The organism is Achromobacter sp. CF-sbj1-Ac2-l, assembly GCF_052698165.1.
Genome location: NZ_CP199855.1, coordinates 3,417,029 through 3,442,897, shown reverse-complemented (window position 1 = coordinate 3,442,897; position 25,869 = coordinate 3,417,029). Strand labels below are relative to the sequence as shown.

The window sequence follows — 25,869 nt, the reverse complement described above, 5'->3', positions numbered from 1 at the left end:
GCAGGGTAGTCGCGCGAGATGATCGGCTCATTGCGCGGCCCCCGCGTCGCGTCGCATGACGCCGGGGCGCCGCAATTCGGTGTGGCCGAAGTCCATCAGCTTCCAGCGGCCGCCCCACGTCAGGCCGACACGCTCGGCGGTCTCGCCAAACAGCTCGTAGCCGCGCATGGCCCAGGGGTCCTTCTCCGACACCACCACCTTGCCGTCGCGCAGGAACGCGCTGTCGGCGGCCAGGCCGTATTGGTGATAGCTCTGGTAGGCGCCGGCGTTGGTTACGTGGGAACCCTTGCTGGCCAGTTCTTCCTGGCGCTCGGGGCTGCGGTAGCCCTCGATCAGCACCATTTCATAACCATGCTCTTCGCGCATGATGCGATAGGCGGCCAGCAGGCGCTGGCGGTAATCGGCGTCCAGCAGGTTCCAGTCGCGGCTCGCGCCGCCCAGGTTCGGGCGCACCAATTCCACTTCGCGCGTGGTGAAGACTTCGGGCGGCAAGGGCGGCGGCGGAACCAGTCTTTCTCCGGTCAGAAGGGCCTGGATGCGAGGGTCCGGACCGGCCATCCGATCCTCGTAAATAAATGTGTGATTGTGTCGCATGACGAAAGCGAAAAGGGACGGAAGCAACACGACAGCGAGGCCCGCGGCGATCTGCCAGCGGTACGCGGAAAACGTGCTGCCGGCGCGGCCCACGCCCGCGCGCACCACCTGCGCGGAGCCGCCGACCATCCCGCCCGCATGTCCCGCGCCGCGCGCCACGCGGCGCCGCATTCCCTGCGCGAACGCACGCAGGCTCCGCGCGGTTCCCGTCCGGAATGACGGAAAGACCAGCAGCGCGGAGACGCCAATCGCAAGCAGAAAATATAGGGGCAGTAGAACTAGCAACGGTATCCCTCAATCACGAAGGCGTAATCTTTTGTTCTATTCGGGATTGAGGCAAGCGCTTGGGCGTTGCAGACAGCGTCGATGCTTTAGAAATCGTAACAAGAAGCCGTGATCTAAAAGATGTCATCAGGTATTCTCGGACACCTTGGTTAAAGGAGCTTCGTGCGCCCTTGCCGACACGGGATCTCGCATGGCAGAAGACGAAAAAAGATCGCGACCACCGCCTCCTATTCCCAGCTTGCTAGCCGGACGCTCATCCTCCGCGGATGCGCAGCAGTCGTCGCGCATTCTCGCCACGCTCGAGGGCCGCGTGCCCGAAGCCGAGGCGGGGCACTTGCCGCCCAGGCAACGTTCGAGGGCGCCGCTGCGGGTGCTGCTGGTGCTGCTCCTGGTATGTCTCGGCGCGGGGCTGTGGGCGGTCTATGACACGGCGGAATTGCCGGCCGTCGTGGCGCGCATCGAGCCGGATGCCCGGCCCGCGGGCAACCCGTCCGCCGGTGGCGCCGCCGCGGTCGCGACGCAAGCCAACCCGCAGGGCAATGCTCCCGCGAGCGCGCAGGCGCGCATGCCGGCGGACGCGCCTGCGCCGCCGCCCAGCGCGGCCGCCATCATCGACGATCATCCGTTGGCGCAATTGACGCAGCCCGCCGACGAGGGCGAACCCGCCAATCCGCTGGCGGCGCTGGCCGTCACGGCCGCCGCGCCCAAGCCCGCCACCGCGCCGCGCGCCGCAACGCCGAAGGCCCCCGGCCCGACCACGCAGCGCGCCGAGCGCTCGCGCGAAGCCACCGTGATCGCCGCGGCAACGCCCGGCGCGGCGGCGTCGACGTCGAAGAGCGCGCCGGCGCGCGGCAAGGCGACGCCACGCAATGACAGCGACGCGGCCTTGCTGGCGACGCTGATGGCCTACGGCTTGCCGCCGGCGTCGCCGCCCGGCACCAAGGTCTACAAGACCGACGGTATCTTCGTGCGCGAGTTGCCGGGATCGTCGCTCGCCACCCGCCTCGGGGAATGCCGCAAGCTCGGTTTTCTCGAAAGCGAACAATGCCGCCTGCGCGTCTGCGCGGGCCACTGGGGCACGGCCCCTGAATGTCCCAACGCGCAATCCCACATCGAACCGTGATCGCGCCTGACCAAGGTTTTTCCTCGATGGATCCGACCGCAACCGCTGGCTTGTTCAATGCAGATGCCCGACTCTACCGTTTGCAAGGCGAGGGCGCGCTTGCGTCCCTGCAGGTGGAGGGTTGGATCGCGCGCGAGGCGCTTTCGAGCGTGGGCCAGTTGCGCGTGGTGGCGCTGTCGGATGACGCTGGCCTCTCGTTGCAGGACATGATTTCTCGCCCGGTCACGCTGTGGACCGCGCGCGCCGACGGCAGTCGCGCGGCGCGCAGCGGCGTGATTCGGGAAGCCGAGCTGCTGTCGGGCGACGCCGGCCTGGCGCGCTACCGGCTGACCGTGGCGCCGTGGCTGTGGCTGGCCACGCAGCGGCGCGCCAGCCGCGTGTTCGAAGGCAAGGCGGTGCTGGACATCGTGCGCCACGTGCTCGATGGCTATGAAGGTTATGTCTACCGGTTGGCGGCCGACGTCGAACCGGCGTTGGCGGGCCTGAAGCCGCGTCCCTACACCACGCAATATCGCGAGACCGACTACGACTTCCTGGCGCGCCTGCTGGCCGAGGCCGGCCTGGGCTGGACCGTGCTGGAAGACGAAAGCGTGCCCGCTCGCCACGTCGTGCAGTTGTTCGCCGACAGCCGCAACCTGGCCGAGGACGCCGAGTCCGCGAACGGCGGCATCCGCTTCCAGCGCGCCGCCGCGACCGAATCGCGCGACACCGTACAGGCGCTGGCGCGCCAGCGACGCCGCACGCCGGACAGCATCACCGTGCTGGGCTGGCATGACAGCGGCAAGCGCGCGGTGGCCGCGCAGTCGCTGGTCAATCCGGCCAGCGGCAACGGCGACGAGCATGGGCTGGATTGGTACGAGGTCGCCGGCCACGGCGGCTTTGCGGATGAAGCCCAGGCCCGCCGCCAGGCGGACCTGGCGACCGAAGCCGTGCGCGCCCGCGCGGAAACCTTCGTCGGGCGCGGGGTGGTGCGCACGTTCCGCTCGGGCACGCGCTTCACGCTGCAGGACCTCTCGTCGCTGGGGCCGGCGGGCGAAGCCGGCTTCGAACCGGTCTTTGCGCTGGACCGAGTCGAGCACGTGGGCATCAACAACCTGCCGCCCGAAACGCGCGCCTCGCTGGCGCAGCGGCTGGGCGGGCTGGATCAGTACCTGGCGCTGGATGGCGACGCCTTGGCCGGGCCGGGCGCGCAACCGCATGACGCCATCGCCTTGCGCGCGGATGCGGCCGTGCTGGCCAGGGCGCGCGAGGTCGGTTACGCCAACCGCTTCGAGGCGGTGCGCTGTGACCGTCCCTGGCGGCCCGCGCTGCCGCAACCACGTGGCGCGCGCCTGACGGGCGCGCCGTCGGTGCACGGCGTGCACACCGCTGTCGTCACCGATGCCGAGGGCGGCACGCAACCGAAAGAGCAGGACGAGATCCTGCGCAACAAGCGCGGCGACGTTCGCATCCGTTTTCATTGGCAGGCCAACGCCGCCGAGGGCGAGGCCGCCAGCCGCTGGGTTCGGGTGGCGCAGCGCCAGTCAGGCGCGGGCATGGGCATCAGCTTCGTGCCGCGCATCGGCCAGGAGGTGCTGGTGCGCTTCCTGGATGACGACATCGACCAACCCATCGTGGTGGGCGCGCTGTACAACGGCCGAGGTGAAGGCGGCACGCCCGCCACGCCCGGCGGGCGCCAGGGCGCCAAGGCCGACACGCAGGTCTATGCCGCCGCGCGCGATGGCGCGCCCAGCGCCCAGGCCAACCTGGCCTCGGGCAACGCGCCGGCCTGGCACGGCGCGGCCGGCGGCGACGAAAACCATCGCAACGCGGCCGCCTTGAGCGGCTTCAAGAGCAAGGAGTTCGGCGGCGCTGGCTACAACCAGATCGTGTTCGATGACACCGATGGCCAGTTGCGCATGCAGGTCAAGAGCAGCGCGCAGGCCAGCGAGCTGAACCTGGGACACCTGATCCACCAGGCTGGCAACTACCGCGGCGGCCTGCGTGGCCTGGGCGCCGAGCTGCGCACGGATGGCTACGGCGCGGTGCGCGGCGGCGCGGGCGTGCTGCTGAGCACGTATACGGCGACCGGCGGCCTGGCCAGCGCCATCGGCGATGCGGCCGGGGTGCAGGCGCTGGCGGGCCAGACTGAGCAGATGGCGCGTTCGCTCGACGGCGTGGCGGGCGCGCATCAGGGGCTGCGGCTGGCGACTGTGCAGGGCACGCGCGGGCCGGGCGCCAGCGTGCTCGATGGCGACAAGGCGCCGCTGGCGGCCATGCATCGCGCGGTTTCGGGCACGGTGGCCGGTGACAGCGTGGAAGGCGCGCGCGGTGACGCCTCGTCCAAGCATACCGACGCGGCGCAAGGCAAGGTGCCGCACGCCACCGATCCCGTGGTGCTGATGGCGGCGCGCGCCGGGCTGGCGCAGGTGGCCGGCCAGCACCTGCAATACACCGCCGGCGAGGCGCTGCACTGGTCGGCGGGCAAGGACCAGAACCTGGCGGTGATGGGCGCGCTGCGCCTGCACACGGGTCAGGGGCTGGGCATCGTGGCGGGACTGCAGCAGGGCGGATCGGAGTCCGGGCTGGACCTGATCTCGGCCAAGGGCAATGTCGACGTGCAGGCGCAGCACGACATCCTGCGGGTGCAGGCGCAGCAGGACATCACCATCGGCAGCGCCCAGACGGCGGTGGAATACGCCGCGCCCAAGCGCATCCGCATTGCGACGGCGGCGGGCGCCAGCATCGTGCTCGAGGGCGGCAACATCACCGTCACCGCGCCGGGCCGCATCGACGTCAAGACCGGCAACAAGCAGTTCGCCGGGCCGGACCGCCTGCCGTATGCCTTCCCCCAGTTCACCGTCTGCAAGCAGTGCGTGCTGGACGCGCAGGATGGCGTGCAGTCGATCACCGACAAAGCATGAGGGGCGGCATGATGGATTGGGAGTCGCGCCTGAACGACACGCTGGCCCAGGCAGTTGATCTGGCCGCCGATGTCGGCGCAGGATTGAATACCTTTCTGCTGGTGGATTTTCGCGGCCACGCCGAACTGTCCGCTCCGCTTCGGGCCAGCGCGGATCTGAGCCATGGCTCCATCTGGGTTGGCACCGAACTGGCGATCTACGAAGACATCGCGCCGTTGCTGATCGAGGTCGATGACCTGACCCGTTTCGAACTGTCGCGCGACCCGGGCGAGCCGCGTACCTCGGAATTGCTGCGCCTGCTGAAGCGGCTGCACCAAAGCGATAGCGGCGCGTATGCGCTGATCCATCTGGTGTCGCCCTTGCCGCTGGCCGAACTGATGGCGCACTTCGCCTATTACGGGGAGTACGGCCTGCCCGATGGCCGCGAGTACTACCTGCACCTTTACGACAGCCGCATCCTGGACCGCGCCTTCCAGGTGTGGACGCCGGCCGAGCGCGCGCGTTTCCTGGCGCCGTTCAATCTGCTGCGCTACCCGCGCCGCGACGGCACCCTGGCGCAGTGGACCGGCCCCGGCCAGCGGCCGGCCGACGATGCGCCCCGGCAGCAACCGTTCACGCTGGCGCAGCACCAGGCGCTGCTGGAGCTGGACTATCCGGACAAGCTGGCGGTGCAGATCCGCCGCATCTACCTCGGCGTGCTGGGCGAACTGCGGCAGGATGAACTGGTCGAGCGCGTGACCGAACAGATGGCGCGGGCGCGCTCATACGGCATCGCCAGCGAGCGCGACATGCTGGACTACGTGGCGTGGGGCATCACGATTTCCCCGCGCTTTGACGAACACGAGGCGATCTCGCCGGCGCTGCGCGCCTTCCAGGGCGAGGGGCTGTCGCAGGCGCTGGCACATGTGCCCGACGCGGTGTGGGATGGGCTGCTGCGGGCGGAGCAGGAACGGGAACAGGGGGTTTTGAATGCGTAAGGGCTTGGTCATTCTGTTGATGTGGCTGGGGATGCTGGCGGGATGCAATGGCGAGCCTAGCTACAAGGGACTCTCGTTCGTAACTTACAACTACACGCCTTGGGATTTGGATCGTGTCGAGGTCACGGATAAAGAGGGAAACTCGGCCACTACAGGTGCCATCATCGCGGGTGGCGGGGAAGGTTCGGTGACCTGCTGCTATCACCTCAAGGGCACCGATTTCAAGGTGCAATGGCGTGGGGCGGACGCGGAGGAGGCCCGCCAACACATGTTTGACGGCAAGTTGGAGGAGGTGATCTTCAACAAGGAGACGCCCGTCCGTTTCCCAGCGGCCGAAATTCCGCCGGGTGATGGGCCGCTATATCTGGAGTTGCACATCTACCCCGACGAGCATATGGAGCTGGCGCTGAGCCGCAAGTTGCTGGGGCAGGTACGCATTCCGATCGTCGAGGTTACGCGTTGGCTCTATGCCCAGCATCGTGACGCTCTGGGCGACTATCGCAGTAGTGCCGAGGTTCGCAGGGTTGTCGCCAAGGTGACCAAAACGGCCTGGACGAAATACCGTCTCGAGGATAAGCAGGACCTGCAGGAATACATGCTGCTGTATTTCACCGTGGCATCGAACTTCAACACCGACCCGGACATCGCGGCGCTGCTGGCCAAATCTGGTCGCCAGCCGGGCGACTTTGCCAAGGCCGTGCAGGCCTTGCCTGCGGACAAGATCGCGCATCTGAAAGCTACGGGAACCGCCCCGGGAGACAAGAATGGCTGACCGCCTACCGCCGGTGGATCGCACCCCCGCCACCGTGCTCAAGAAAATGGCCGAGAACGAGGCTGCCTATCCCAAGCAGGACTGCCAGGAATGTGGCGCCGTGATCCGCATCGGGTTCTTCTTCGACGGGTTCGGCCGCAGCCGCGATGTCGATAACAAGCATCCCACGTTCTACTCGAATATCTGTCGGCTCTGGGAAGCGCACTATGCTCATGACGACGAAGATCGTCCCGTGAATCAGTATTGGTTCCGGTTCTACTATTCAGGACTGGGCACGGAGTTGAATGCGGACGCCAAGAATGACGATTTGATCTACGGAGCGACCACCGCCGGAAAAAAAATCCTGAGCGAAGCCGCGAAGAACGCCAAGAACGCTGCCAAGAACATCACCCGCACCGACGAGATTCCGGAGACGGATGCGCTCAAGCGCTTGCGCAGCGCTACCCAGAAGATGATCAAAGAGGGCTCGTTTCAGCCGGTGGTCAAGGCGTACAAGGATGTGGTGAAGGACGTCAAGACGCTTCCCGACAAGGTGGTGCGGATCTGGAATGCCTGGGACCCGGAACGCCTGGTCAATCGAGCCAAGGGTACGGTGCGTGGTTTCTGGGCAGGCTTCAAGAAAAATCCCTTGAAAGTTGGTTGGACCGCGGCCAAGGAAGTCGCCAAGACCACGGCGCTGGAAGGCGTGCCCGTCATTCGTGACAACGAAACCGTGGCCTACCTGATGGGAACCGGTGTTGACGTGCGGGTCGATGCGGCGCTGCGCCAGTTGCGTGCGGTGCATGAGGCGGTAAGCGCCGAAATGAATAACGTGCGGCGGATCGAGATTTCGGTGTTTGGCGGCGATCGGGGAGGCGTCATGGCACGCCAGTTCATCAACGACGTGGTCAAGAAGTACCGCCGTCGCCATGACAAGGATCTCGTCTTTCCGGGCGTGAATGGCGCGCGCGAGGCTGAAATCCGCATCCGCTTCCTGGGGTTGCTCGATTCCGTCTCGTCGATCATGGATGAGAATACCTTCCTGGGTTTTCTGCCATTTACGGATCTGATCAAACAGACTCACAAGGATCGTACGCTGACGGTGCCGGGCGCAGTCGAAAAATGCGTCCACTTTGCCGCCGCGCAGGAGCTGCGTGCCAACCAGCGTGTGGATAGCCTTGAGAAAACCCGGGGTGAGCAGTATCTCTACCCCGGGTCGAGCGGGGATGTCACGGGTGTCAGTCCTGAGGGGTCGCTTGGATCACGCGGCGAGCTGTCGCGGGTGCCGTTGCGCGACATGCTGAATCTTGGCCTCTGCCACGGAGTGGGCTTCTACAGCATGGAGCAACTATTCGACAAGCGGGCGCTGACTTATGCCAAGTTCAGCATGGCTGCGTCTATCCAGGATGGCGGCCAGACATACCATATCAACGAGTTGGTTGATGCCTATCGCAGCGTAGTGAAATACGAGCCAGGCATCGACTTTATGCCCCACATGGAAGTCTTCCTGCGCTGGCTCGCCGTCCGCTACCAGGACCCCGTCTTCAAGAGCGAGCTGTCAGATCCCGCGGAAAAGTGGATCAAGGATCGCGATTTCTTCACGCCCGAACAGGAATACAACGAAGAACTCCGCCGCGTGTCGGGGCTGTCGCGCGAAGAGCGGGCAAAGCCCGAAAACACGGCTCGCCTGAAAGAACTGGAGGCGCTGAAGGACGAACGCTGGGAGCGCGCAGCGGCCAGCCGTGGCGAGTTGCCGCCCAAGCGGTTCAAGCCGTTGTGGCAGCGGCTTGAGGAGGAATACCGGGCGCTGGAAGACGCCGAGCGCAAGGATGCCGAGAACGAGCGGCGCAAAGACGAACTCCGCCGCACTAATCCTGAGCTGGTGCGCCGCATCGAACAGGTGAACCAGGGTCCGCGCGATATGCAAAAGATGCGCAACGACATCATCGTGCGCAATGGCGGCAAGTTGACCGACGAAGACCAGCCCAAGGACCCCTTCGCCGACATGAAGGCAAGGCGGGCCACCGAACAGCGCCTGCTGAACGTATGGCGCGAAGCCAGTGCCGGCAAGAATCCGCTGCCGCCCAAGGTCATGGCCCTGTTCGACTTCCTGGTGCACGACGCCATGCTGAGCAGTTGGCCGGATCACCTGCTGGCCAGCACCACGCTGTACTTCCGCACGCGCGACAAGGACATTTTCGGCAAGACCGATTTCAAGGCCGAGGAGGCGAAGTTGAAGACCGATACCGCCGCTGCGGCGCGCGTGGACCAGATGCGGGCGAACCTGGATAGTATGGCGCCGGCCCGGCCATGAAGGGGCGGCACGCAAGCCGGGTTTTCGCAATCGCATTGCTGGCCGCATCGGCCGCTTGTGGCGGCGAGCCCGAGTATCGTGGTCTGAACCTGATCGCCTACAACTACACGCCGTGGGACATCGACACCATCCTCATTTCCGACAAAGCGGGGCGGACCGCCAGCAGCGGCGCCATGGGTGTTGGCGGCGGCGAGGGATCAGTGACCTGTTGCTACACCTTGAAGGGCACGGAGTTCACGGTTCGATGGTCAGGTCTGGATGGTGAAGAGGCGATCAAGCATCTCTATGACGGTACGATGGACAGCTTGCTGTTTCGCAAGGAAACCAAGGTCCATCTCGGCCCGACGCCCATACCCGCAGGCGATGGGCCTTTGTACCTGGAACTGCACATCTACCCCGATGAGCATATGGAGCTGGCCCTGAGCCGCAAACTGCTCGGCCAGACACGCTTCCCGTTGGTCGACACGACGGACTGGCTTTACCGGGAATACCGCGGCGCATTCGAAGATTATCGGGATGGCCATGAGGTCCTGCGTGTGCTTGGCAAAGTCGCCAGGACGGCCTGGATCAAGTATCGCATCGTGGAGGAGCAAGACATGCGCCAATACATGCGCCTGTATTTCACCGTCGCCTCCGACTTCGACACCGACCCGGAAATCGCCGCGCTGCTGTCGCAACCCGGCCGCCAGCCCGGCGATTTCGCCAAGGCCGTCGCCGCATTGCCGGTGGCGACCATCGCACGCTTGAAAGCCCAGGGTACGCCGCCGGGCGACAAGAATGGTTGACGCCGACGCGGTCGCAACGCCCAGGCTACCGCGTATTCACGATTCGGACCGCGCCCCTGAGCGCCGCAGCCATCGCCGCAACCTGTTCCACAGCCAGTGCTTGATCCTGCCTCCATAGGCCCAGGACAGCACCATCAACCCCAGCATCGCCACCATGTAATACTCCGTCGCCCAGGGGGGCACCGGATTCAGCTCATGGATCCGGTCGAAGATCGGGTGAAACGGCAGGATTTCGCTGGCGGCCAGCAGGCTGAACACCAGGGCCAGCAGCGGGCCGGTGAAATGGGGCCGCTCGCCGTGGGTCGCATCGTCGGCCCAGTACCCCCAGTGGATGAAGCGCAGGACCTGGATCGCCACCACCAGCGCGGCGATGCCGACGGCCAGCGCCATGCCGCCGATGAGCAGAAGGATTTCGAGCGGAAACATGGCCGGCCGGCGTGGGCGGCGTCGCGCCGGGCCTAGGGCGCCGCCTGTACTTCGATCGTGACGGTATTGGACCGCACGCCATTGGACTCGATATAGACCTCGTACTTCGCCGGCTCCGTGGGCAGTCCCACCTGCGCCGCCAGGTCGGTGCTGAACTGCGTGCCGACGCTGATGCCCGGGCTGATCGGGATGCCCTTGGGCGGGCGCGAGCCCGGGATCTCGTCGACCTCGACGCCGGCGCGGGGCGGACGGCGCTTGTATTCGTAGGCCACGCCTTCGTAGGTCTTGCCGGTCTGGGTGTTGACCGCCACGAAGCGCGGCAACTTCTGATTTTGCGAGACGGGGATGATGCCCTGCGCGCATACCGGGATCACCAAGGCGCCGGTGGCCTGCGGCCGCACGCGCGTGGGCGCGGCGATGTTCAGTTGGTCATCGCTGCCGTGGTTGGGCGGGATGCAGGCGTGGTCCAACACGGTGCCGATGGGGGCGGTGGCGAAGGCGGGCGGGTCAATCCAGTCGGTGGTCATGGAAGCGGTCTGGGTAGCGGGTTGAGAGGGGGCGCGCGGACCGCCGACGGTCCGCGCCGACGCGGGCAGGGCGCAGAGCGCGGCCGCGAGCAGCAAAACCAGGGCCGGCGCCGCGCGGCGCCAGCCGTCAGAACGTGGGCCAGCCACCGGACATATCCACTTTGCGGACGGCCTTGGCGCAATGGACGCAGAAGCGGATGCTCATGCAGTCGGCGCCGAACATGACGCAGGCGCCGGTGTCGGCATCGCTGAACCGGTTCGCGGGCAGGCCCTGATGGCAGTGGTTGCCCCACTTGGAATAGAAAAACGGCCCCTTGTCGAGCTTGGACGAGTCCATGTCGGCTTCGTCCGGATGCGCCTGGACCCATTCCGGGCCGCTGGGCGTCATGCCGATCAGGTGGCCGATTTCATGGACGAAGGTCTCCTGCTGGTAGTTCATCGTCACCGGGTCCCAGGGGGACATCGCGGCCACGCACAGCAGGTTGGTGTTGTAGAACGCGAGACCGGCCGCCGCGCTTTCCATGAGTCGCACGCGCAATACGATCTTGCCGGACGTGGGCACGGGCAGCAGCCCCTCCAGGCGTACGTTCACCGCATGGCAGGCCTTGGGCTGGGCCGGATCGTAGGGGACCGGCGTGACCCGATCGCGTGGCACCACCGCGCGCCGCACGCCGGCGGCCGGGTCGGTGTACTCGAACAGGCATTCCAGGAACCAGTCCTGGGCCGGATCGATGTTGTACCAGAGGAAGCTGACGTCGCCGGCGGCGTCGGCGAACTGGACCTGTGTGCTGCCGGCGCCCGGGCCCGCGTTGGCGCGGATGTAAAAGGGCTGCACCGGCTTCGGCGTGGCGAGCCGGTCCACGTGGCAGGCCACGATGGTGTACGGCTCGCGCTCGGCGCCCTGCGATTGGGCGTAGACCGACCGTGCCGCGCTGCGCAGGCGGGCATCGTCAGCGCTGTTGTCGTAGATCACATCGTAATTGGCCTGGCCGCGCGTGGTCAGCGGCGGCAACTGCACCACGTCCACGCCGTGCCGCGCGTACTCGGTCGCGGTCGGCTGGAAGCCGTGGGGGCGCTGCATCGGCTCGGGGCCGGGCAGCATGATTTCCTGGATGTACAGGCGCCTGACCGTTTCCACGACCTCGGTGGAGATGATCTGGTTCTTGTCGTTGACCACCTCGAACAGATAGGTGTTCAGTCCGGCGGCTGGCAGCGCGATATCGTCGACGATCTTGGTGCCGTCCGGATCGGTGACGTAACTGTAGGAGCGCTGGCTCGGCTCGCGGTAGAGCGGCTGGCGGCTCAGTTCGCGCGCCGAGTACACCGCATTGCCCGGCCGCGGGCTGACCTTGACCGTGAAGCGGTGTTGGCCGGCCTTGTCGAAGCGCACGCGGATCTTGGGCTTGTTGGTCTGGCGGTCCAGGCTGGTGAGCGCCTGGCCGTCGTTCCAGCGTTCCTCGGCCTGCGGCAGGTTGACGTATTGCAGCTTGGCGCCGCTACGCGCCTGGTAGGCCGAGGCCACCGTGGTGGCCGGCCTTGGCGTGTCGCCCGCCGGTTCGCCGGTGGCGTCGCCGGGCACCCGCGCGGCGCCGGGCAGGTTGATGCCGGCCGCTTCCATCACGCGCCGGGCCAGGCCCGGATAGGGCGAGTTGGCCACCGCGGGGATGTTCATGATGGCTTGCGCCACCTTGGGCAGCGTCACGCTGGAAATGCTGGGCGATTGCAGGATGGCGCCCACCACCGCCGGGACCGCGGAGTGCGTCAGCCCCGGCGTGCTGAGAATGGCGCCGGCCACGGCGGGCAGGTTGCCCTGGGTGACGTCCGGCATCGACAGCAGCGTGTTCACGGTGGAGCCGAGCGCCGAGCCGCGGTCGCCGATGACGCCCATGGCCTGGGTCATCATCGGGCCGATGGCTGCGCCCACGCCGCCAGCGGATGCCGCCGCGCCCGCCGCGCCACCCGCAGCTGCCGAGGCACCCGCCGCGCCAGCGGCACCGTCCGAGGCGCCGGACAACATGCCGCCGGCTTTCGAACCCAGCGCGGCGGCCTGCGATGCCATCGCCGTGGCCTGGCCGGCCATGGCGCCGGCCTGGGAGACCGCGTCGGCGGCGTTGGCCAGGCCGGCTGGCATGGGCACGGCGCTGGCGAGCGCGCCGCCGGCGCCTTGCGCCAGGGACGCGGCGCTTTCACTTACCAGCGATTGCGTGGCATTGCCGGCGGCCGAAGCGGCGCGCCCCATCAGCGGCGGGGTGGCGCCGCTCATCAGCGACGGCGTGACCGCGCTCACCGCGGACTGCGCCATGCCGCCGGCCTTGGCCGCGACGCCCGAGACCAGGCCGGAGCCGGCTTCGGTGACGGCGCCCATGGCTTTGCCGGCCATCGCACCCAGGTCCTGCACCGGCTTGAGCACGGCGCCGGCCATTGACTTGGCTTTGTCCAGCATGCCGGAAGCGGCTGTCAGGCCGCTCGAAAGCGCGCTGGCGCCACCGGCCAGGGCCGAGCCGGGGCCGCCCGCGGCGGCCGCATCGGCGGCGGCCGGCGCGGCGGCCAGGGCGTCCGAAGCGCCAGCGGCATTGAGCGCCTTGCCTGAACCGCTCAGGGCCTGGAGCAGCGCGTTGGGCCGGTGCACCAGTTCGGCCGTCACCAGCATCGGATCGCCGACCTGGCTGGAGGGCAGCGCGGGCAGGGCGGCCGCGTCGCTGGCCGGCCCGATCAGGTTGTGCGAAGCGCCCTTGACCGAGAACATGCCCGGGCCCTTGAAGAGGATGTCGCCGCCGTCCATGACGATGCTGCCCCCGGCCGCCTGCAAGGTGATGCGCGTGTTCGCCAGGATCTCGATGCTGTCGGTGGTGGAGGTGATGGTGATGTCCTGGCCCGCCAGCATTTCCAGCATGTCGGTGTGCGCGTGGATCGACACCGGCGCGTTGGCGGCGATGGCGCGCAGGCCGCCGTCCTGCACGAACAGGCTGGTGGAACGGCCCGAGGCGCTGGCGAAGGTCTGGCGCGCCGCGACGTGGCCGTCGGCCTGGGTGGTGGCGTGCAGGTTTTCGCTGGCATGCAGGATCGCGCTGGCGGGGGTCGCCAGGTTCAGCGACGAGGGCGCGTCGACCAGCATGCGGGCGCCATCGATGCGTTCGACCGGGTCGGTGCCGCTGCGCTCGTTGGCGCTGGCCTTCACCGCCTGCTGGCCGCCGACGCTGCCGGCATAGCGGCCGTCGGCCTTCGGGTCCAGCGCCTGGATCAGCGGGTTGAATTGTTCGTTGGCCGCCAGCGCGCGCGCCTGGCTCTGCGTGGCAACGTTGTCGATACGCTGCGCGGCATGTTGCGCGCCACGCAGCAACAGCAGCGCTTCCTGCGCATCGGCCTGGGTGGAGCGGGCGCTTTCGCGGGCGTTGGCCGACAGCAGCATGCCCTGGCCCGAACGCACCACGGTCCAGGCGTCGGAACGCAGCTCGAAGCCCGTGCCGCGCCATTGGCCGCGCGAGGATTCGTCGGCGCCTTGCTGCACCAGATAGCCCAGTCCCAATTGCGACGCGGCGATGGAGCTGGACAGGCGCGTGCGCACCTGTCCGGCGGTGTCGTCGAACAGCCACTGGCTGTAGCCGCTGCCGTCCAGGGCCTGGCTGTGCCAGCCGCTGAGCGTGCCGGGATGGTTGGCATCGGCGTCCACGCCCGCGCTCCAGGGCGGCAGGTCGCTGTCGTTGTACAACTGCGCCACCACCACGGGCTGGTCGATGTCGCCGTCGAGGAATTCCACCACGACTTCGGTGCCCTGGCGCGGCAGGTGGTGCGCGCCCCAGTTCGGACCCGCTTGCGCGCCGGCCACGCGCAGCCAGGTGCCGGAGCGGTCGTCGCCGGGCGCGTTGCCGGCGTCGTCGCCGTGGCTGCGGTGGCGCAGCCCGCCCGGCAGCGGCCGTTCGCCGCGTTGCCAGGGGAACTGCACCTTGACGCGAAGGTCGCGGCCGGTGGTGACGCTGGCGTCCTGCGCCGTCACCACCAGCGCGGTCACGCCCTCGGGGGCCGTGGGCCGGGCGCGCCAGGCCGGCAGCAGCGCGGCGGCTGCCGGCTGCGCGCCGAAGTTGTTGCGATAGGCGCCGTGCTCCAGATCGGGCGTGTCCAGCGCCTGGGCGGCCTGGCTGCCCAGGTTGTTGGCGGCCTCGTGTTCCACCCACAGCAGGGTGTATTGGTTGCCGCCCAGCTCGTCGCCGGGGGCGGCATCGCCCTGCGCGTAGCGGTCGTGCTGGGTCAGCGCGAAGACGTGGCCCGGCATCATCTGGCGGGCCGTGCCGCCGCCCTCGAATTGCAGCGCGCGCGCTTCGTGCGCCTGCAGGCCGCGGCTGGCCAATTGCTCGGCCGTGGCATCGTCGGGATGGCGGCCGTGGCCGTCGTAGTCGTAGTCTTCCAGTGGCGGCAGCGCGCCGGCGTCCAGGGCCGATTCGGCATGAGCGCCGTGCGCCAGCAACGCGCGGTCGTTCCAGGCGACGCGGGTGACGGTGTTGGCGCGCAGCGCGCGCGCCGCGCCAAAGCGCGTGACGCTGTCTTCGGATTCGGTGGCGTCGCTGCGATGAAAACGCAGCGAGGCGGCGGGGTTGGCCGGCCGCGCCGCGCGGGCGTCGAACACCACCAGGCGGTGGCGCGCGCCGCCGCCGTCGGCCTGGCCTTCGCCCTGCTGGTGGTCGAAGCGAAAGCTCAGGCCGGCCTCGGCCATCAACCGCAGCACGAAGTCCAGGTCGGTCTCCCGGTACTGGGTGCGCACCGGGCGCGGCGCCAGCGGTTCGGTGATCTCGAAGGCGAACGCGGCCAGCGGGTAGTCCGCGAACACGTCGGTCAGGATGTCGGTGACCGACTTGTCCTGGAACACGAAGCTGTCGCGCCGCAGCCGCAGCGTGGCCAGCCAGGGCGCGGCGTGCAGGCGGTAGTGCGCCAGCCCGCCGTCGGCGCCCAGCGCATCCACGCCTTCCACCACCGCGTGCCAGCGGCGCTGTCCGCCATCGGCCAGCAGCAGGCCGACGCTGATCTCCTTGCCCAGCAGGGATTCGATATCCAGTTCGGCGGACGAGGACAGGCAGTCCAGCGTCAGCGCGAACAGCTCGGACACGCCTTCGCGCAGATGCATGCGTTCGACGGCGAGCGCCTCGCCCAGCGGGGTGTCGACGCGCAGCAGGCGGGCGTTCTGGGACAGCGAGGCAACATTCAGGCTGCTATAGCCCGCGGGCGGGGAGGAGCGATCGATCATGGTGCGTGGCGGTGTGCGTGAACCTTCAGGGCAGCGAGATGGTCAGGTGGGCGGCGCGCGGCCCGAGCTTGACGATGTCGTGATAGGGCGCCATGGCGGTCTGCATGTCGCCGTTCAGGAAGTGGGCCATGCCCAGGTAGGCCAGCAGGCCCAGCAGGGCGAACAGCGCGCCGATGCTCCACAGCGGCACGTCGCGCTTGAGCGTGTGGGCGATCTTGTCGGGCAGCGGCCAGTGCGGCGCGAAGCCGGCGCGCTTGCCGCGCAGCAGCGCGATCTCGTCGCCCAGGCGTGCGGTCAGGTAGCCGAGTTTTTCCTGGCCCTCGATCATGTATTTGCCCTGGAAGCCCAGCAGCAGGCACATGTAGAACACTTCCAGCGACTGCAGCCGCGGCGCGCCCTGGGCGCGCAGGTCCTCCAGGCGTGTGAAGAAGTTCTCGCCGGCCAGTTGCTCGCCGAACAGCGTCAGTTGCAGCGGTTGCAGCATCCAGGCATCGCGGATCGAGAAGCCGGAGTTCAGCACGGTTTCGTCAACCGCGGCGCAGAACGCGTACTTGGTGGCGTAGACGTCCTCGGCCGGGATGTCGAGCTTCTTGGCGCTGCGTTCGAAGTCCGCGAGGAACTGCTGCACCCGGGCCGAGAACGACGCGGCGCTGGCCGGCTCCTGCCCGCTCTTGAGCAGGAACAGCATCAGGAAACCGTCGTACAGCAGGTCCAGCAGTGACTTGGCGGGACGCGAGCCGTAGAAGTCGGCGGCGTGGGGCGGGAGCGAGGTTGCAGGCATCAGAGAGGGCGCGGCGGTGTTCATGGCGGCTCTTTCAGTGGGCGTCGGGTTGCGTCGGGTCGTACGGGCGCCGGTCAGCGGGTGACGGCGATCAGGTCCAGTTTCAGTTCGGGTATGCCGGCAGGCGCATAGATGGCGATGCTGCGGGCCTGCAGCATGCGGTCGTACAGCGAACCGCGCGTCTGCAAGGCGAAATAGCACGCGCCGGGCTTGACCGGCACCGCCGGCGGCACCTGCGGGGTGTAGGCCAGTTGCACGCCCGGCATGGCCGACAGCACCAGCTTCTCGACGTCGTCGGGCGCGCCGACCTTGAAGCGCAGCGGCACGGTCTCGGCCAGTTCGCTGGCGGGCGTTGCGGCCGACACCGACAGGTACAGCGCGGTGGTTTCGTCGAGCTTGTCGGAATCGAGCCGGCCGACGTGGAACGACGGCCGCAGTTCTTCCAGCACGATCGAGAAGTAGCGGGTCGAGATGACGGTGTCGAGCAGGTCGCGCAGGATCGTGTCGAGCTGCGCGAAGGCCGCGCCGGGCTGCTCGTGGCGATACACCGGCAGGTCGGCCAGCGTGTGCACTTTCGAGAACGTCATCAGCGCGCCGGCCAGCCGCAGCATTTCCTGGAACAGGCGCTCCGGATGCAGTTGCGGGTTGTGGAACAGGTGCGACAGCGCCGAATAGGCTTCGTTGGCGGTGTGCAGCAGCCAGAACGAGGCCACGTCGCCCGAGCGGAACTCGATGATGTTCTTGTTGGGTTCGCGGTGAAAGCCGTACAGCGCGTTGACCTTGGCCTGCAGCGCGTCCAGCAGGCGGCGCAACTGCTCGAACAGCGCGCCGCAGGCCTGCACCGTGAGGCTGGGGGCGATGAAGCTGGTGTCCAGTTCGTAACCGGCGCTGGCGGTGCGGCGCACGCGCGCCACCGGCAGGGTCAGCAGCGCGTCGCGCGGTTCGTGCTCGGACAGCAGCCGCACGTTCTTGCGCAGGAACGCCAGGTCGGCGGTGCTGGCGTTGGTGTAGAGGTCCGGCGCCGGGCTGTCCTGGTGCGCGTAGCGGGCATCGAAGCCTTGCGATTGCTGCGCGTCGCGGTAGTTGCCGCCGATGTCCTTCATCGGATGCAGGGCCAGGTAGAACACGGCCTCGCTGGCGCCGTCGAGCCCGTCCAGCGCCACGGCCGGCGGCAGGTCGTCGTTGTGCGGCGCGTTGTAGATCTCGCCGTCGGGAAAGATCGCCGACAGCTCGGTGGCGCGCAGCATGCCGTTGGCGAGCGCGGCGGCATCGAAGCGCGCCGCGCGCAGGCCCCAGGAATAGGGATGCAGCGCCCGGCTCATCTCCGCCAGGCGGGCCTCATGGTAGGCGTCCTGGCGCTGAAAATGCTGGGGCCGCAGGAACAGCCCCTCTCCCCACAGAATCTTCGCTGAATAACTCACGTTGGCGGGCTCTCGTTATTGACTATCTATATATAAAGAGGACGTTTCGGTGAACGCATCCGGCTCGCGCCGGATTCAGTTCGGGCATTGCAACGAACCGAGCCGGGACGGATCGAACGCGGGCATGCCTGGCGGCACCACGATCTTGCCGGTGGCGACCGTCATGGCGCAGGCATGCGCGCCCAGGACGATGCCGGTGTCCTCGACCTCTTTGACCTCGAACACATATTTCCAGCGCTGCGGCGCGGGCGCGTAAAACAAGGCGGCAACGGCGATATACGCGGCGCCTTTCGGCACCTTCTCGACGTTTTCGAAACGCTGGCCTGGAGTCAGGGTGATTTCGCGCGACGCGATCAGACTGTCGCCCAATGCCGCCTTTTCCTGCGCAGTATCAACCAATTGCGTGAGCGGTGCGCGCTGAAATGCCTCGGCATTCTTCAAATAGTATGCTTTCGTAACGACGGCGGTTGGCTGGCCGCTGCTCGCATTCAAATTTTCTCCGGCGTGTATCGCCAATTTCACGTCCGTGGGCGCATTTGGGTCCTTTTTCAGGCCCGCCGCATCGAGCGCCGTGCCGGTGATTCCGGCCACCGCGCCAAGGGCGGAAACCGCCGCACAACCAGTAATGACGGGGGCTGCCGCGATAAGCATCGTGGCGGCCAGGCATCGCGATAAATTGAGATGTTTTGACATGGCTCTTTATACCGGATCATTGCGACGGCATACAGATGACGGCACGTTGAGCGACATTTCGGCGTGAGTTACATGACGTAATGCCCTGTAGTGGTGTACTAACAAAAAGTTGTTGAAATACGCGGCCCTTGGTTACATCAGACACGTGCCCAAAAAATGCAACTTTCCCGGTATTTCCTCATAGGTGGCATGGTGGCGTTAATGGCCGGTTGCGCCACCACCAGCAAGCCCCAGACGGACGCTGAATACAAGCAGTCGATCACCCAGGCCACGGAGACGCTGGCCAACAAGGGCGGCGACGAGGCCGTGGCCCAATTCCAGGAAATCGCACAACGCAACCCCTCGCGCGGCGAGCCCTGGTCGTATATCGCCAAGATCCGCTTTGACGAGCAGAAGTACGGGGAAGCCATCGTCGCCGCCGACGAGGCGCTGAACCGCGATTCGAACGATTTCACCGCCAAGACGGTGCGCGCCGTGGGCGGCCTGCGGGTCGCGATGCAGTCGCTGGCGGACCTGCGCGCCGACGCGCTGCTGGCCGGCAATGCCCGCAGCGACGCGGTGGCCCTGGCCGCCGCCATGCGCGAGACGCTGGGCCAGGACGTGTTGTTCCCCGAGGGCCGCAAGCCGCCGCGCGGCGGCGGCGCGCGTCCGCCCAAGCCGCGCAACGAAGGCGCCGCCGGCACGGGCACGCCCGCAGCCGGTACGCCCGCAGCCGGTACGCCCGCAACCGGTACGCCCGCAGCCGGTACGCCCGCCACGAGCGGCGCGCCGGCCTCGGCCGCCAACACCCCCGCGACGCCCGCGGCCAGGCCGGCGCAGTCTGGCGGCGCCGCCTCGTCCGCCCAGACGCCTCCGCCCGCATCGGGCCGCGCGCCGGATCCGTTCGGCAACCTCCTCAACAAACCCTGATCGGCCGCCGGACCCGGCTGGCCGGGTCCGCTTGCCATCGTCAATACGCACCCGCTTGGAGCCCCCATGGCTAAGAAAGAAAGCGTTCAGAAAAGACTCCAGAAAGTACGCCCGCCGCGCGTCCAGTTGACCTATGACGTCGAGAAGGGCGACGCGATCGAGCAAAAGGAACTGCCCTTCGTCGTGGGTGTGGTGGGCGACTTCAGCGCCCAGTCGGAAGCCGAGCTGCCGCGCCTGAAGGACCGCAAGTTCGTCAACATCGACGTCGACAACTTCGACGACGTGATGCGCGGCCTGGAGCCGCGCGCCGCCTATCGCGTCAAGAACCGCCTGACGGAAGAGGGCGGCACCTTCGGCGTCGACCTGAAGTTCCGCTCGATCGAGGACTTCCGGCCCGAGGCGGTGGTGCAGCAGATCGAACCGCTCAAGGAATTGCTGGAGATCCGCACCAAGCTGGCCGACCTGCGCAACAAGCTGGCCGGCAACGACAAGCTGGAAGACCTGCTGGGCGAGGTGCTCAGCAGCACGGAAAAACTGCAGCAACTGACCAGCGAAGCCGGCAAGGACGGCAAGGGAGGCAGCAATGAGTAATTCCGCCGCCGCGCAGAACGCGGCCGCCCCGGCCGCCGCCGACTCGGGCCTGCTCGACCAGATCGTCGAGCAGAGCCGGGTGGCCAAATCCACTGCCGAACACGATCGCGCCAAGGACCTGATCGGCGAACTGGCGCGCGAAGTCATGAAGGGCACCGTGGTGGTGTCGGACAATCTGTCGGCCATGCTCGACGCCCGCGTGGCCGAGCTGGACCGCCTGATCTCGGCCCAGCTCAGCGAAGTCATGCACGGCGCCGAGTTCCAGAAGCTCGAAAGCACCTGGCGCGGCCTGCATTACCTGTGCCAGGAAAGCAATACCGGGCCGATGCTCAAGATCAAGGTGCTCAACGTCACCAAGCGCGACCTGGTGCGCGACTTCCAGACCGCCATCGACTTCGACCAGAGCCTGATGTTCAAGAAGGTCTACGAGGAAGAATTCGGCACCTTCGGCGGCTCGCCATTTGGCGCGCTGCTGGGCAACTTCGAGATCACCCGCCAGCCCGAGGACATGTACTTCATCGAGCAGATGTCGCACGTGGCCGCGGCCTCGCACGCCCCGTTCATCGCCTCGGCCTCGCCCGAACTGCTTGGCCTGGACAGCTTCGCCGACCTGGGCCGGCCGCGCGACCTGGCCAAGGTGTTCGACACCGTCGAATACACCAAGTGGCGCAGCTTCCGCGATTCCGAGGACTCGCGCTACGTCGGCCTGACCATGCCGCGCTTCCTGGGCCGCCTGCCGTACGACCCGAAAGAGGGCACCTCGGTGGAAGGCTTCAACTTCGTCGAGGACGTCGACGGCACCGACCATTCCAAGTACCTGTGGTGCAACGCCGCCTGGGCCTTCGGCGCGCGCCTGACCGCGGCCTTTGCCGACTTCGGCTGGTGCGCGGCAATCCGCGGCGTCGAAGGCGGCGGCCTGGTCGAGAACCTGCCGACGCACACCTTCAAGACCGACGACGGCGAGATCGCGCTGAAGTGCCCGACCGAAATCGCCATCACCGACCGGCGCGAGAAGGAACTGAGCGACCTCGGCCTGATCCCGCTGGTGCACTGCAAGAACTCCGACTACGCCGCGTTCTTCGGCGCCCAGTCGGTGCAGAAGGCCAAGAAGTACAACACCGACAGCGCCAACGCCAACGCGGTGCTGTCGGCGCAGTTGCAATACATCTTCTCCGTGTCGCGCGTGGCCCACTACCTGAAGGCGATGATGCGCGACAAGATCGGCAGTTTTGCGTCCGCGCAATCGGTCGAGAGCTTCCTGAACCGCTGGGTCTCGCAGTACGTGCTGCTGGACGACAACGCCAACCAGGAGCAGAAAGCGCAATTCCCCCTGCGGGAAGCATCGGTGCAAGTAGCCGAAGTGCCGGGTCGTCCTGGCGTGTTCCGGGCCGTGGCGTTCCTGCGGCCGCATTTCCAACTCGACGAGCTGTCGATTTCCCTGCGCCTGGTTGCGGAACTGCCCGCCCAGGCCCAGAAATCGTGATGACCGTCTGATTCAAAGCTTTTAACCGGAGAGTACTTTAATGAAGGACATCTACGTCAAATTCGGCAATCCCGCGCTCAAGGGCGAGTCCCAGGACAAGGACCACCCGGACTGGATCGAAGTGGGCTCGTGGCGCCACGAGATCATCCAGCCGCGTTCGGCCACCGCCTCGACCTCGGGCGGCCATACCGCCGAACGCACCGAGCACGGCGAAATGGTCTTCACCAAGGATCTGGACGTGGTCAGCCCGCTGCTCTACCAGCACGCCTCGGGCGGCACGACGTTTGACGAAGTGACCATCGACTTCCTGCGCGCCGACGGCGAAGGCAACCGCGTCAAGTACCTGGAAATCAAGCTCAAGTACGTGATCATCTCGCGCGTGGCGCCGGAAGTGGTCAGCGAAGGCCTGCCGCACGAATCGTTCTCGCTCAAGTACGCCGCGGTGCAGTGGAAGTACACGCAGCAGAAGGTGGGCGGCAACCAGGGCGGCAATTCCCAGGGCGCCTGGAGCCTGACCAAGAACGACAAGACCTACTCGGTCTGATCCCGACCGCGCGGCAAGGCGAAGGCCGCGGCTCGTCCCCGGGCCGCGGTTTTCCTGAAAGAGGTCCGTGATGAAGGGATTCGAACCCAGCCTGTTCGACAAGCTGTTCGAGGCGGACGGCCCGGCGCCGCACGCGCTGCGCCGCCTGTCGGTCGAGGAAATCAAGGAAACCGTCGCGCGCGACATCGAGGCCCTGCTCAATACCCGCATGGTCTTCACCGAGGCGTCGCTCAAGCGCTATCCGAACTGCCAGCGGTCGATCCTGACCTATGGCCTGTCGGATTTCTCCGGGCTCAGCCTGGCCAGCCACTACGACCGGGAATTCATCTGCCGGTCGCTGGAGCAGGCCATCGCCCGCCATGAGCCGCGGTTGACGCACGTGCGGGTGGTGCTGCAGGTCGACGGCCGCGCCACGTCGGTGCTGTATTTCGCGATCACCGCGATGCTGGACGTCGGCCCGGCCCACGAGCCGGTGACGTTCGACGCGACCCTGCAGCCGTCGACGCTGCAGTATTCGGTCAGCAAGGGCTGGGCCAAGGCCGCGGCGGCCGCCTGACAACATAAACGCACGCGGGCGCCGGCGGCCAGCCGCCGGCGAGGAAGGGAAAGATGGAAGAACTGCTGCCGTACTACGAACGCGAGCTGGGGTTCCTGCGCGGTTCGTCGCGGGATTTCGCCCAGCGCTATCCGAAGATCGCCGCGCGCCTGGGGCTATCGGGCGAGACCTGCGAGGATCCGCACGTCGAACGCATGATCGAGTCGTTCGCCCTGTTGGGCGCGCGCATCAACAAGAAGCTGGACGACGACTATCCGGAGTTCACGGAAGCGTTGTTCGAAGTGATGTACCCGCATTACCTGCGGCCGTTTCCGTCATGCTCGATCGCGCAGTTCGACATGGGCGGGGTGGCGGCGCAATTGACCGCGCCGGTGCGCGTGGCGCGGGGCACCGAATTGAAATCGCACGCCGTGCGCGGCGTGGCCTGCCGCTTCCGCACGGCCTATGACGTGACCCTGGCGCCGGTGGCCATCCGCCAGGCCACGTTCGCCTCGACCGCCAACGCGCCATCGGCCACGCAGTTGCCGCCGGGCGTGACCGGCCGGCTGTCGCTGACGCTGGCCTGCCTGGCCGAGACGCAAAGCTTCGCCACGCTGGCCGTGGACCGCCTGCGGGTCTATCTGCATGGCGAGCCGTCGTTCGTGGCGGCGCTGCGCGACTGCCTGTTCCTGCGCACCGCGGCGGCTTACATCGAAACCCAGCCCGGCCGCTGGAACCGGCTGCCTGACGTGCCGCTGGCGCAAGTGGGGCTGGCCGAGGACGACGCGCTGATCGACTTTCCGGCCAGCTCGCATCCGGCCTATCGGCTGCTGGCCGAGTACTTCGTCTTCTCCGAAAAATTCAATTTCGTCGACATCGACCTAGCGGCGCTGCGGCGCGCGGTCGGCCCGGCGCGCGAATTCACGCTGCACCTGCCGGTCAAGGGGCTGCGCGCCGATTCGAATACCGCGCGCCTGCTGGAGTCGGCGTCGGCGGATAACTTCCGGCTGGGCTGCACGCCGGTGATCAACCTGTTCGAGCAGCGCGCCGATCCCATCCGCGTCACGCATGCGGCGGCCTCCTATCCGGTGGTGGCCGACGCCCGCCGTGCCTACGGCTACGAGGTCTATTCCATCGACCGCGTGCGGCTGGTGCGGCAGAACGCGCAGGGCGATTCGGTGGTGGAGTTCCGGCCGTTCTATTCGCTGCATCACGGCGAAACGCCCGAGGGCGCCAGCCATTACTGGACCGCGCGGCGCGATGCGATGGTGGCCGAGCGCAGCCCGGGCTACGAAATGGAGATGTCCATCGTCGACATCGACTTCAACCCGGCCTTGCCACAGACCGAAACACTGAGCCTGGAACTGACCTGCACCAACCGCGACCTGCCGTCGCACCTGGCGGTGGGCCAGCCGGGCGGCGACCTGTTCCTGGAGGGCGGCTCGGTGGCGCGCGAGATCCGCATGCTGCGCCGCCCGACCCACACGCACCGCTTCCAGCAGGGCCGCGCGGCGCACTGGCGGCTGATCTCGCACCTGGCGCTGAACCACCTGTCGCTGGTGCACAGCGGCCTGCCGGCCCTGAAGGAGACGCTGCGCCTGTACGACCTGTCGCACGCGGCGGTGGCGGCGCGCCAGATCGAAGGACTGGTGGGGCTGGACTACAAGCCCGCCACCCACTGGATGCCCGGCGAGCCGTTCGCGACCTTCGTGCGCGGCATCGAAATCCGGCTGACGATCAATGAAGACAACTTCGTGGGCACAAGCCTGCATGCCTTCGTGGCGGTGCTCAACCGCTTCTTCGGCCTTTACGTGCACGCCAACAGCTTCGTGCAGTTGGTGGTGCTGTCGCGCCGCGGCGCGGAAGAGATCCTACGGTGTGCTCCATGCAACGGCGACGCGATCCTAGCGTAATCGAATCGCTGCTGGCCGAGCCGCAGCGCTTCAAGTTCTTCCAGGCCGTGCGGGTGCTGGAACTGTGGTTCGCGCGCCAGGAAGGCACGCGCGCCAAGAATGCCGTGCCGGCGCACCTGCGCTTCGTCAACTCGTCATCGCTGGGCTTTCCGGCCAGCGAGATCGCGGGGTTGACGGCCTTCGACAAGAACGGCCAGGCCCTGCATGACGCCGACGCGCGCCTGGCGGCGCTGGCGGCCGGCACGCTGGGGCGGGTGGAGATCGAGCCGGCCTTCTTCGGCCTCTTGGGCGGGCAGGGCGCCTTGCCGCTGCATTACTCCGAGATCCTCAGCCACCGCGAAAGCGCCACGCGCGATCGCGGCGCCCGCGCTTTCTTCGACATCTTCTCGAACCGGGCCGCGGCGCTGTTCTACGCGGCCTGGAAGAAGTACCGCATGCCGTTGCGGCACGAGACCGAGCAGGACCATCACTACCTGCCGCTGCTGCTGGCGCTGGGCGGGGTCGGCCATCCGGCGCTGCGCGACCGCCTGCATGCGGGCGAGGGCCGCGTGTTCGACGAATCGCTGGCGCACTACGCGGCGGCGGCGCGGCAGCGGCCGGTGTCGGCCGCGTACCTGCAGCGGGTGCTGGCCGACTATTTCCAGGTGGCCTTGCGGGTCGAACAGTTCGTCGGCCGCTGGTATCACGTGCCGCCCGAGAACCGCACCCAGTTGGGCCGGCCCGGTGCGGTGCTGGGCGTGTCCGCCATGGCGGGCGACCGCATCTGGCAGCGCGACTTGCGCATCCGGCTGTGGATCGGCCCGTTGTCCAAGTCGGCGTTCGCCGACTTCCTGCCCGGCGGCGCCCGCGCCCAGGCGCTGGAAAAGCTGCTGACGATGTTCGGCGGGCTGAGCTTCGAATACGAGGTGCGCCTGGTGATGGCCAAGGAGGACGTCGCCGGCAGCGCGCTGGGCGGCGACGCCGAGGGCGGCGGCGCGCGCCTGGGCTGGAATTCCTTTCTCTGCACCGAACCGTCGGCGTCGGACCGCGACGACGCCAGCTACGAACTGCATACCATCCACTAAGAACAAGACAACCC

At 67.4% G+C, this 25,869-nt stretch carries 20 protein-coding genes; 13 read left to right on the top strand and 7 right to left on the bottom strand.

What is annotated here, in order from left to right; translation table 11 throughout:
• Positions 1-27 precede the first annotated feature (27 nt).
• Complete coding sequence (locus tag ACUDCK_RS15645; protein ID WP_054504393.1) at positions 28-879, bottom strand: M15 family metallopeptidase; 852 nt, start codon at positions 877-879, stop codon at positions 28-30.
• A gap of 190 nt (positions 880-1,069) precedes the next feature.
• On the opposite strand from ACUDCK_RS15645, the gene ACUDCK_RS15640 reads away from it, so the two are divergent.
• The 6 genes from ACUDCK_RS15640 to ACUDCK_RS15615 are packed head-to-tail and all read left to right on the top strand — an operon-like array spanning position 1,070 to position 9,732.
• Positions 1,070-2,002: a hypothetical protein gene (locus ACUDCK_RS15640; protein WP_445659242.1), complete on the top strand. Its 933-nt coding sequence runs from the start codon at positions 1,070-1,072 to the stop codon at positions 2,000-2,002.
• A gap of 26 nt (positions 2,003-2,028) precedes the next feature.
• A complete protein-coding gene (locus ACUDCK_RS15635; RefSeq protein WP_175166908.1) occupies positions 2,029-4,905 on the top strand; it encodes a type VI secretion system Vgr family protein in 2,877 nt (958 codons plus the stop codon).
• A gap of 8 nt (positions 4,906-4,913) precedes the next feature.
• Entirely contained in the window at positions 4,914-5,882 is a 969-nt protein-coding gene (locus ACUDCK_RS15630) for a DUF4123 domain-containing protein (RefSeq protein WP_175166909.1), read from the top strand.
• A complete protein-coding gene (locus ACUDCK_RS15625; RefSeq protein WP_063580023.1) occupies positions 5,875-6,654 on the top strand; it encodes a DUF3304 domain-containing protein in 780 nt (259 codons plus the stop codon). Before ACUDCK_RS15630 ends, ACUDCK_RS15625 begins: the two co-directional genes overlap by 8 nt.
• Entirely contained in the window at positions 6,647-8,947 is a 2,301-nt protein-coding gene (locus ACUDCK_RS15620) for a DUF2235 domain-containing protein (RefSeq protein WP_064522801.1), read from the top strand. Before ACUDCK_RS15625 ends, ACUDCK_RS15620 begins: the two co-directional genes overlap by 8 nt.
• Positions 8,948-8,982: 35 nt before the next feature.
• Positions 8,983-9,732: a hypothetical protein gene (locus ACUDCK_RS15615; protein WP_244976836.1), complete on the top strand. Its 750-nt coding sequence runs from the start codon at positions 8,983-8,985 to the stop codon at positions 9,730-9,732.
• A gap of 36 nt (positions 9,733-9,768) precedes the next feature.
• Here the strand turns inward: ACUDCK_RS15615 and ACUDCK_RS15610 are convergent, their stop codons facing one another.
• The 6 genes from ACUDCK_RS15610 to tssJ form a co-directional block, all read right to left on the bottom strand.
• Complete coding sequence (locus tag ACUDCK_RS15610; RefSeq protein ID WP_175166911.1) at positions 9,769-10,158, bottom strand: hypothetical protein; 390 nt, start codon at positions 10,156-10,158, stop codon at positions 9,769-9,771.
• Between the two features lie 32 nt (positions 10,159-10,190).
• A complete protein-coding gene (locus ACUDCK_RS15605) occupies positions 10,191-10,685 on the bottom strand; it encodes a hypothetical protein (protein WP_211485659.1) in 495 nt (164 codons plus the stop codon).
• A 127-nt stretch (positions 10,686-10,812) separates the two neighbouring features.
• Positions 10,813-15,921, bottom strand: coding sequence for a type VI secretion system Vgr family protein (locus tag ACUDCK_RS15600; RefSeq protein ID WP_445659241.1), 5,109 nt, complete (start codon positions 15,919-15,921; stop codon positions 10,813-10,815).
• A 25-nt stretch (positions 15,922-15,946) separates the two neighbouring features.
• Complete coding sequence (gene icmH, locus ACUDCK_RS15595; RefSeq protein WP_054504401.1) at positions 15,947-16,726, bottom strand: type IVB secretion system protein IcmH/DotU; 780 nt, start codon at positions 16,724-16,726, stop codon at positions 15,947-15,949.
• 50 nt (positions 16,727-16,776) lie between these two features.
• Positions 16,777-18,123 carry a type VI secretion system baseplate subunit TssK gene (tssK, locus tag ACUDCK_RS15590; RefSeq protein WP_054504402.1) on the bottom strand — a complete coding sequence of 449 codons (1,347 nt, stop codon included), beginning with the start codon at positions 18,121-18,123 and terminating at the stop codon, positions 16,777-16,779.
• 75 nt (positions 18,124-18,198) lie between these two features.
• Positions 18,199-18,816: a type VI secretion system lipoprotein TssJ gene (gene tssJ / locus ACUDCK_RS15585; protein WP_231132838.1), complete on the bottom strand. Its 618-nt coding sequence runs from the start codon at positions 18,814-18,816 to the stop codon at positions 18,199-18,201.
• 156 nt (positions 18,817-18,972) lie between these two features.
• Between tssJ and ACUDCK_RS15580 the strand changes: the two genes are divergently transcribed.
• From ACUDCK_RS15580 to tssG, 7 genes are all read left to right on the top strand, one after another.
• Complete coding sequence (locus ACUDCK_RS15580; RefSeq protein WP_244976837.1) at positions 18,973-19,725, top strand: hypothetical protein; 753 nt, start codon at positions 18,973-18,975, stop codon at positions 19,723-19,725.
• Between the two features lie 66 nt (positions 19,726-19,791).
• Positions 19,792-20,316 (top strand): type VI secretion system contractile sheath small subunit, encoded by a 525-nt coding sequence (gene tssB / locus ACUDCK_RS15575; protein ID WP_054504404.1) that lies wholly within the window; start codon positions 19,792-19,794, stop codon positions 20,314-20,316.
• Complete coding sequence (gene tssC, locus ACUDCK_RS15570) at positions 20,309-21,799, top strand: type VI secretion system contractile sheath large subunit (RefSeq protein ID WP_175166913.1); 1,491 nt, start codon at positions 20,309-20,311, stop codon at positions 21,797-21,799. The genes tssB and tssC overlap by 8 nt, the downstream gene beginning before the upstream one ends.
• Before the next feature lie 40 nt (positions 21,800-21,839).
• On the top strand, positions 21,840-22,343 hold the full coding sequence (locus tag ACUDCK_RS15565; protein ID WP_006384074.1) for an Hcp family type VI secretion system effector: 504 nt from the start codon (positions 21,840-21,842) through the stop codon (positions 22,341-22,343).
• A gap of 70 nt (positions 22,344-22,413) precedes the next feature.
• Positions 22,414-22,899 (top strand): type VI secretion system baseplate subunit TssE, encoded by a 486-nt coding sequence (gene tssE, locus ACUDCK_RS15560; protein ID WP_054504406.1) that lies wholly within the window; start codon positions 22,414-22,416, stop codon positions 22,897-22,899.
• Positions 22,900-22,952: 53 nt separating this feature from the next.
• Positions 22,953-24,791, top strand: coding sequence for a type VI secretion system baseplate subunit TssF (tssF, locus tag ACUDCK_RS15555; protein WP_054504407.1), 1,839 nt, complete (start codon positions 22,953-22,955; stop codon positions 24,789-24,791).
• Positions 24,755-25,855, top strand: a complete 1,101-nt coding sequence (tssG, locus tag ACUDCK_RS15550; RefSeq protein WP_054504452.1) for a type VI secretion system baseplate subunit TssG — start codon at positions 24,755-24,757, stop codon at positions 25,853-25,855. The genes tssF and tssG overlap by 37 nt, the downstream gene beginning before the upstream one ends.
• Positions 25,856-25,869 lie beyond the last annotated feature (14 nt).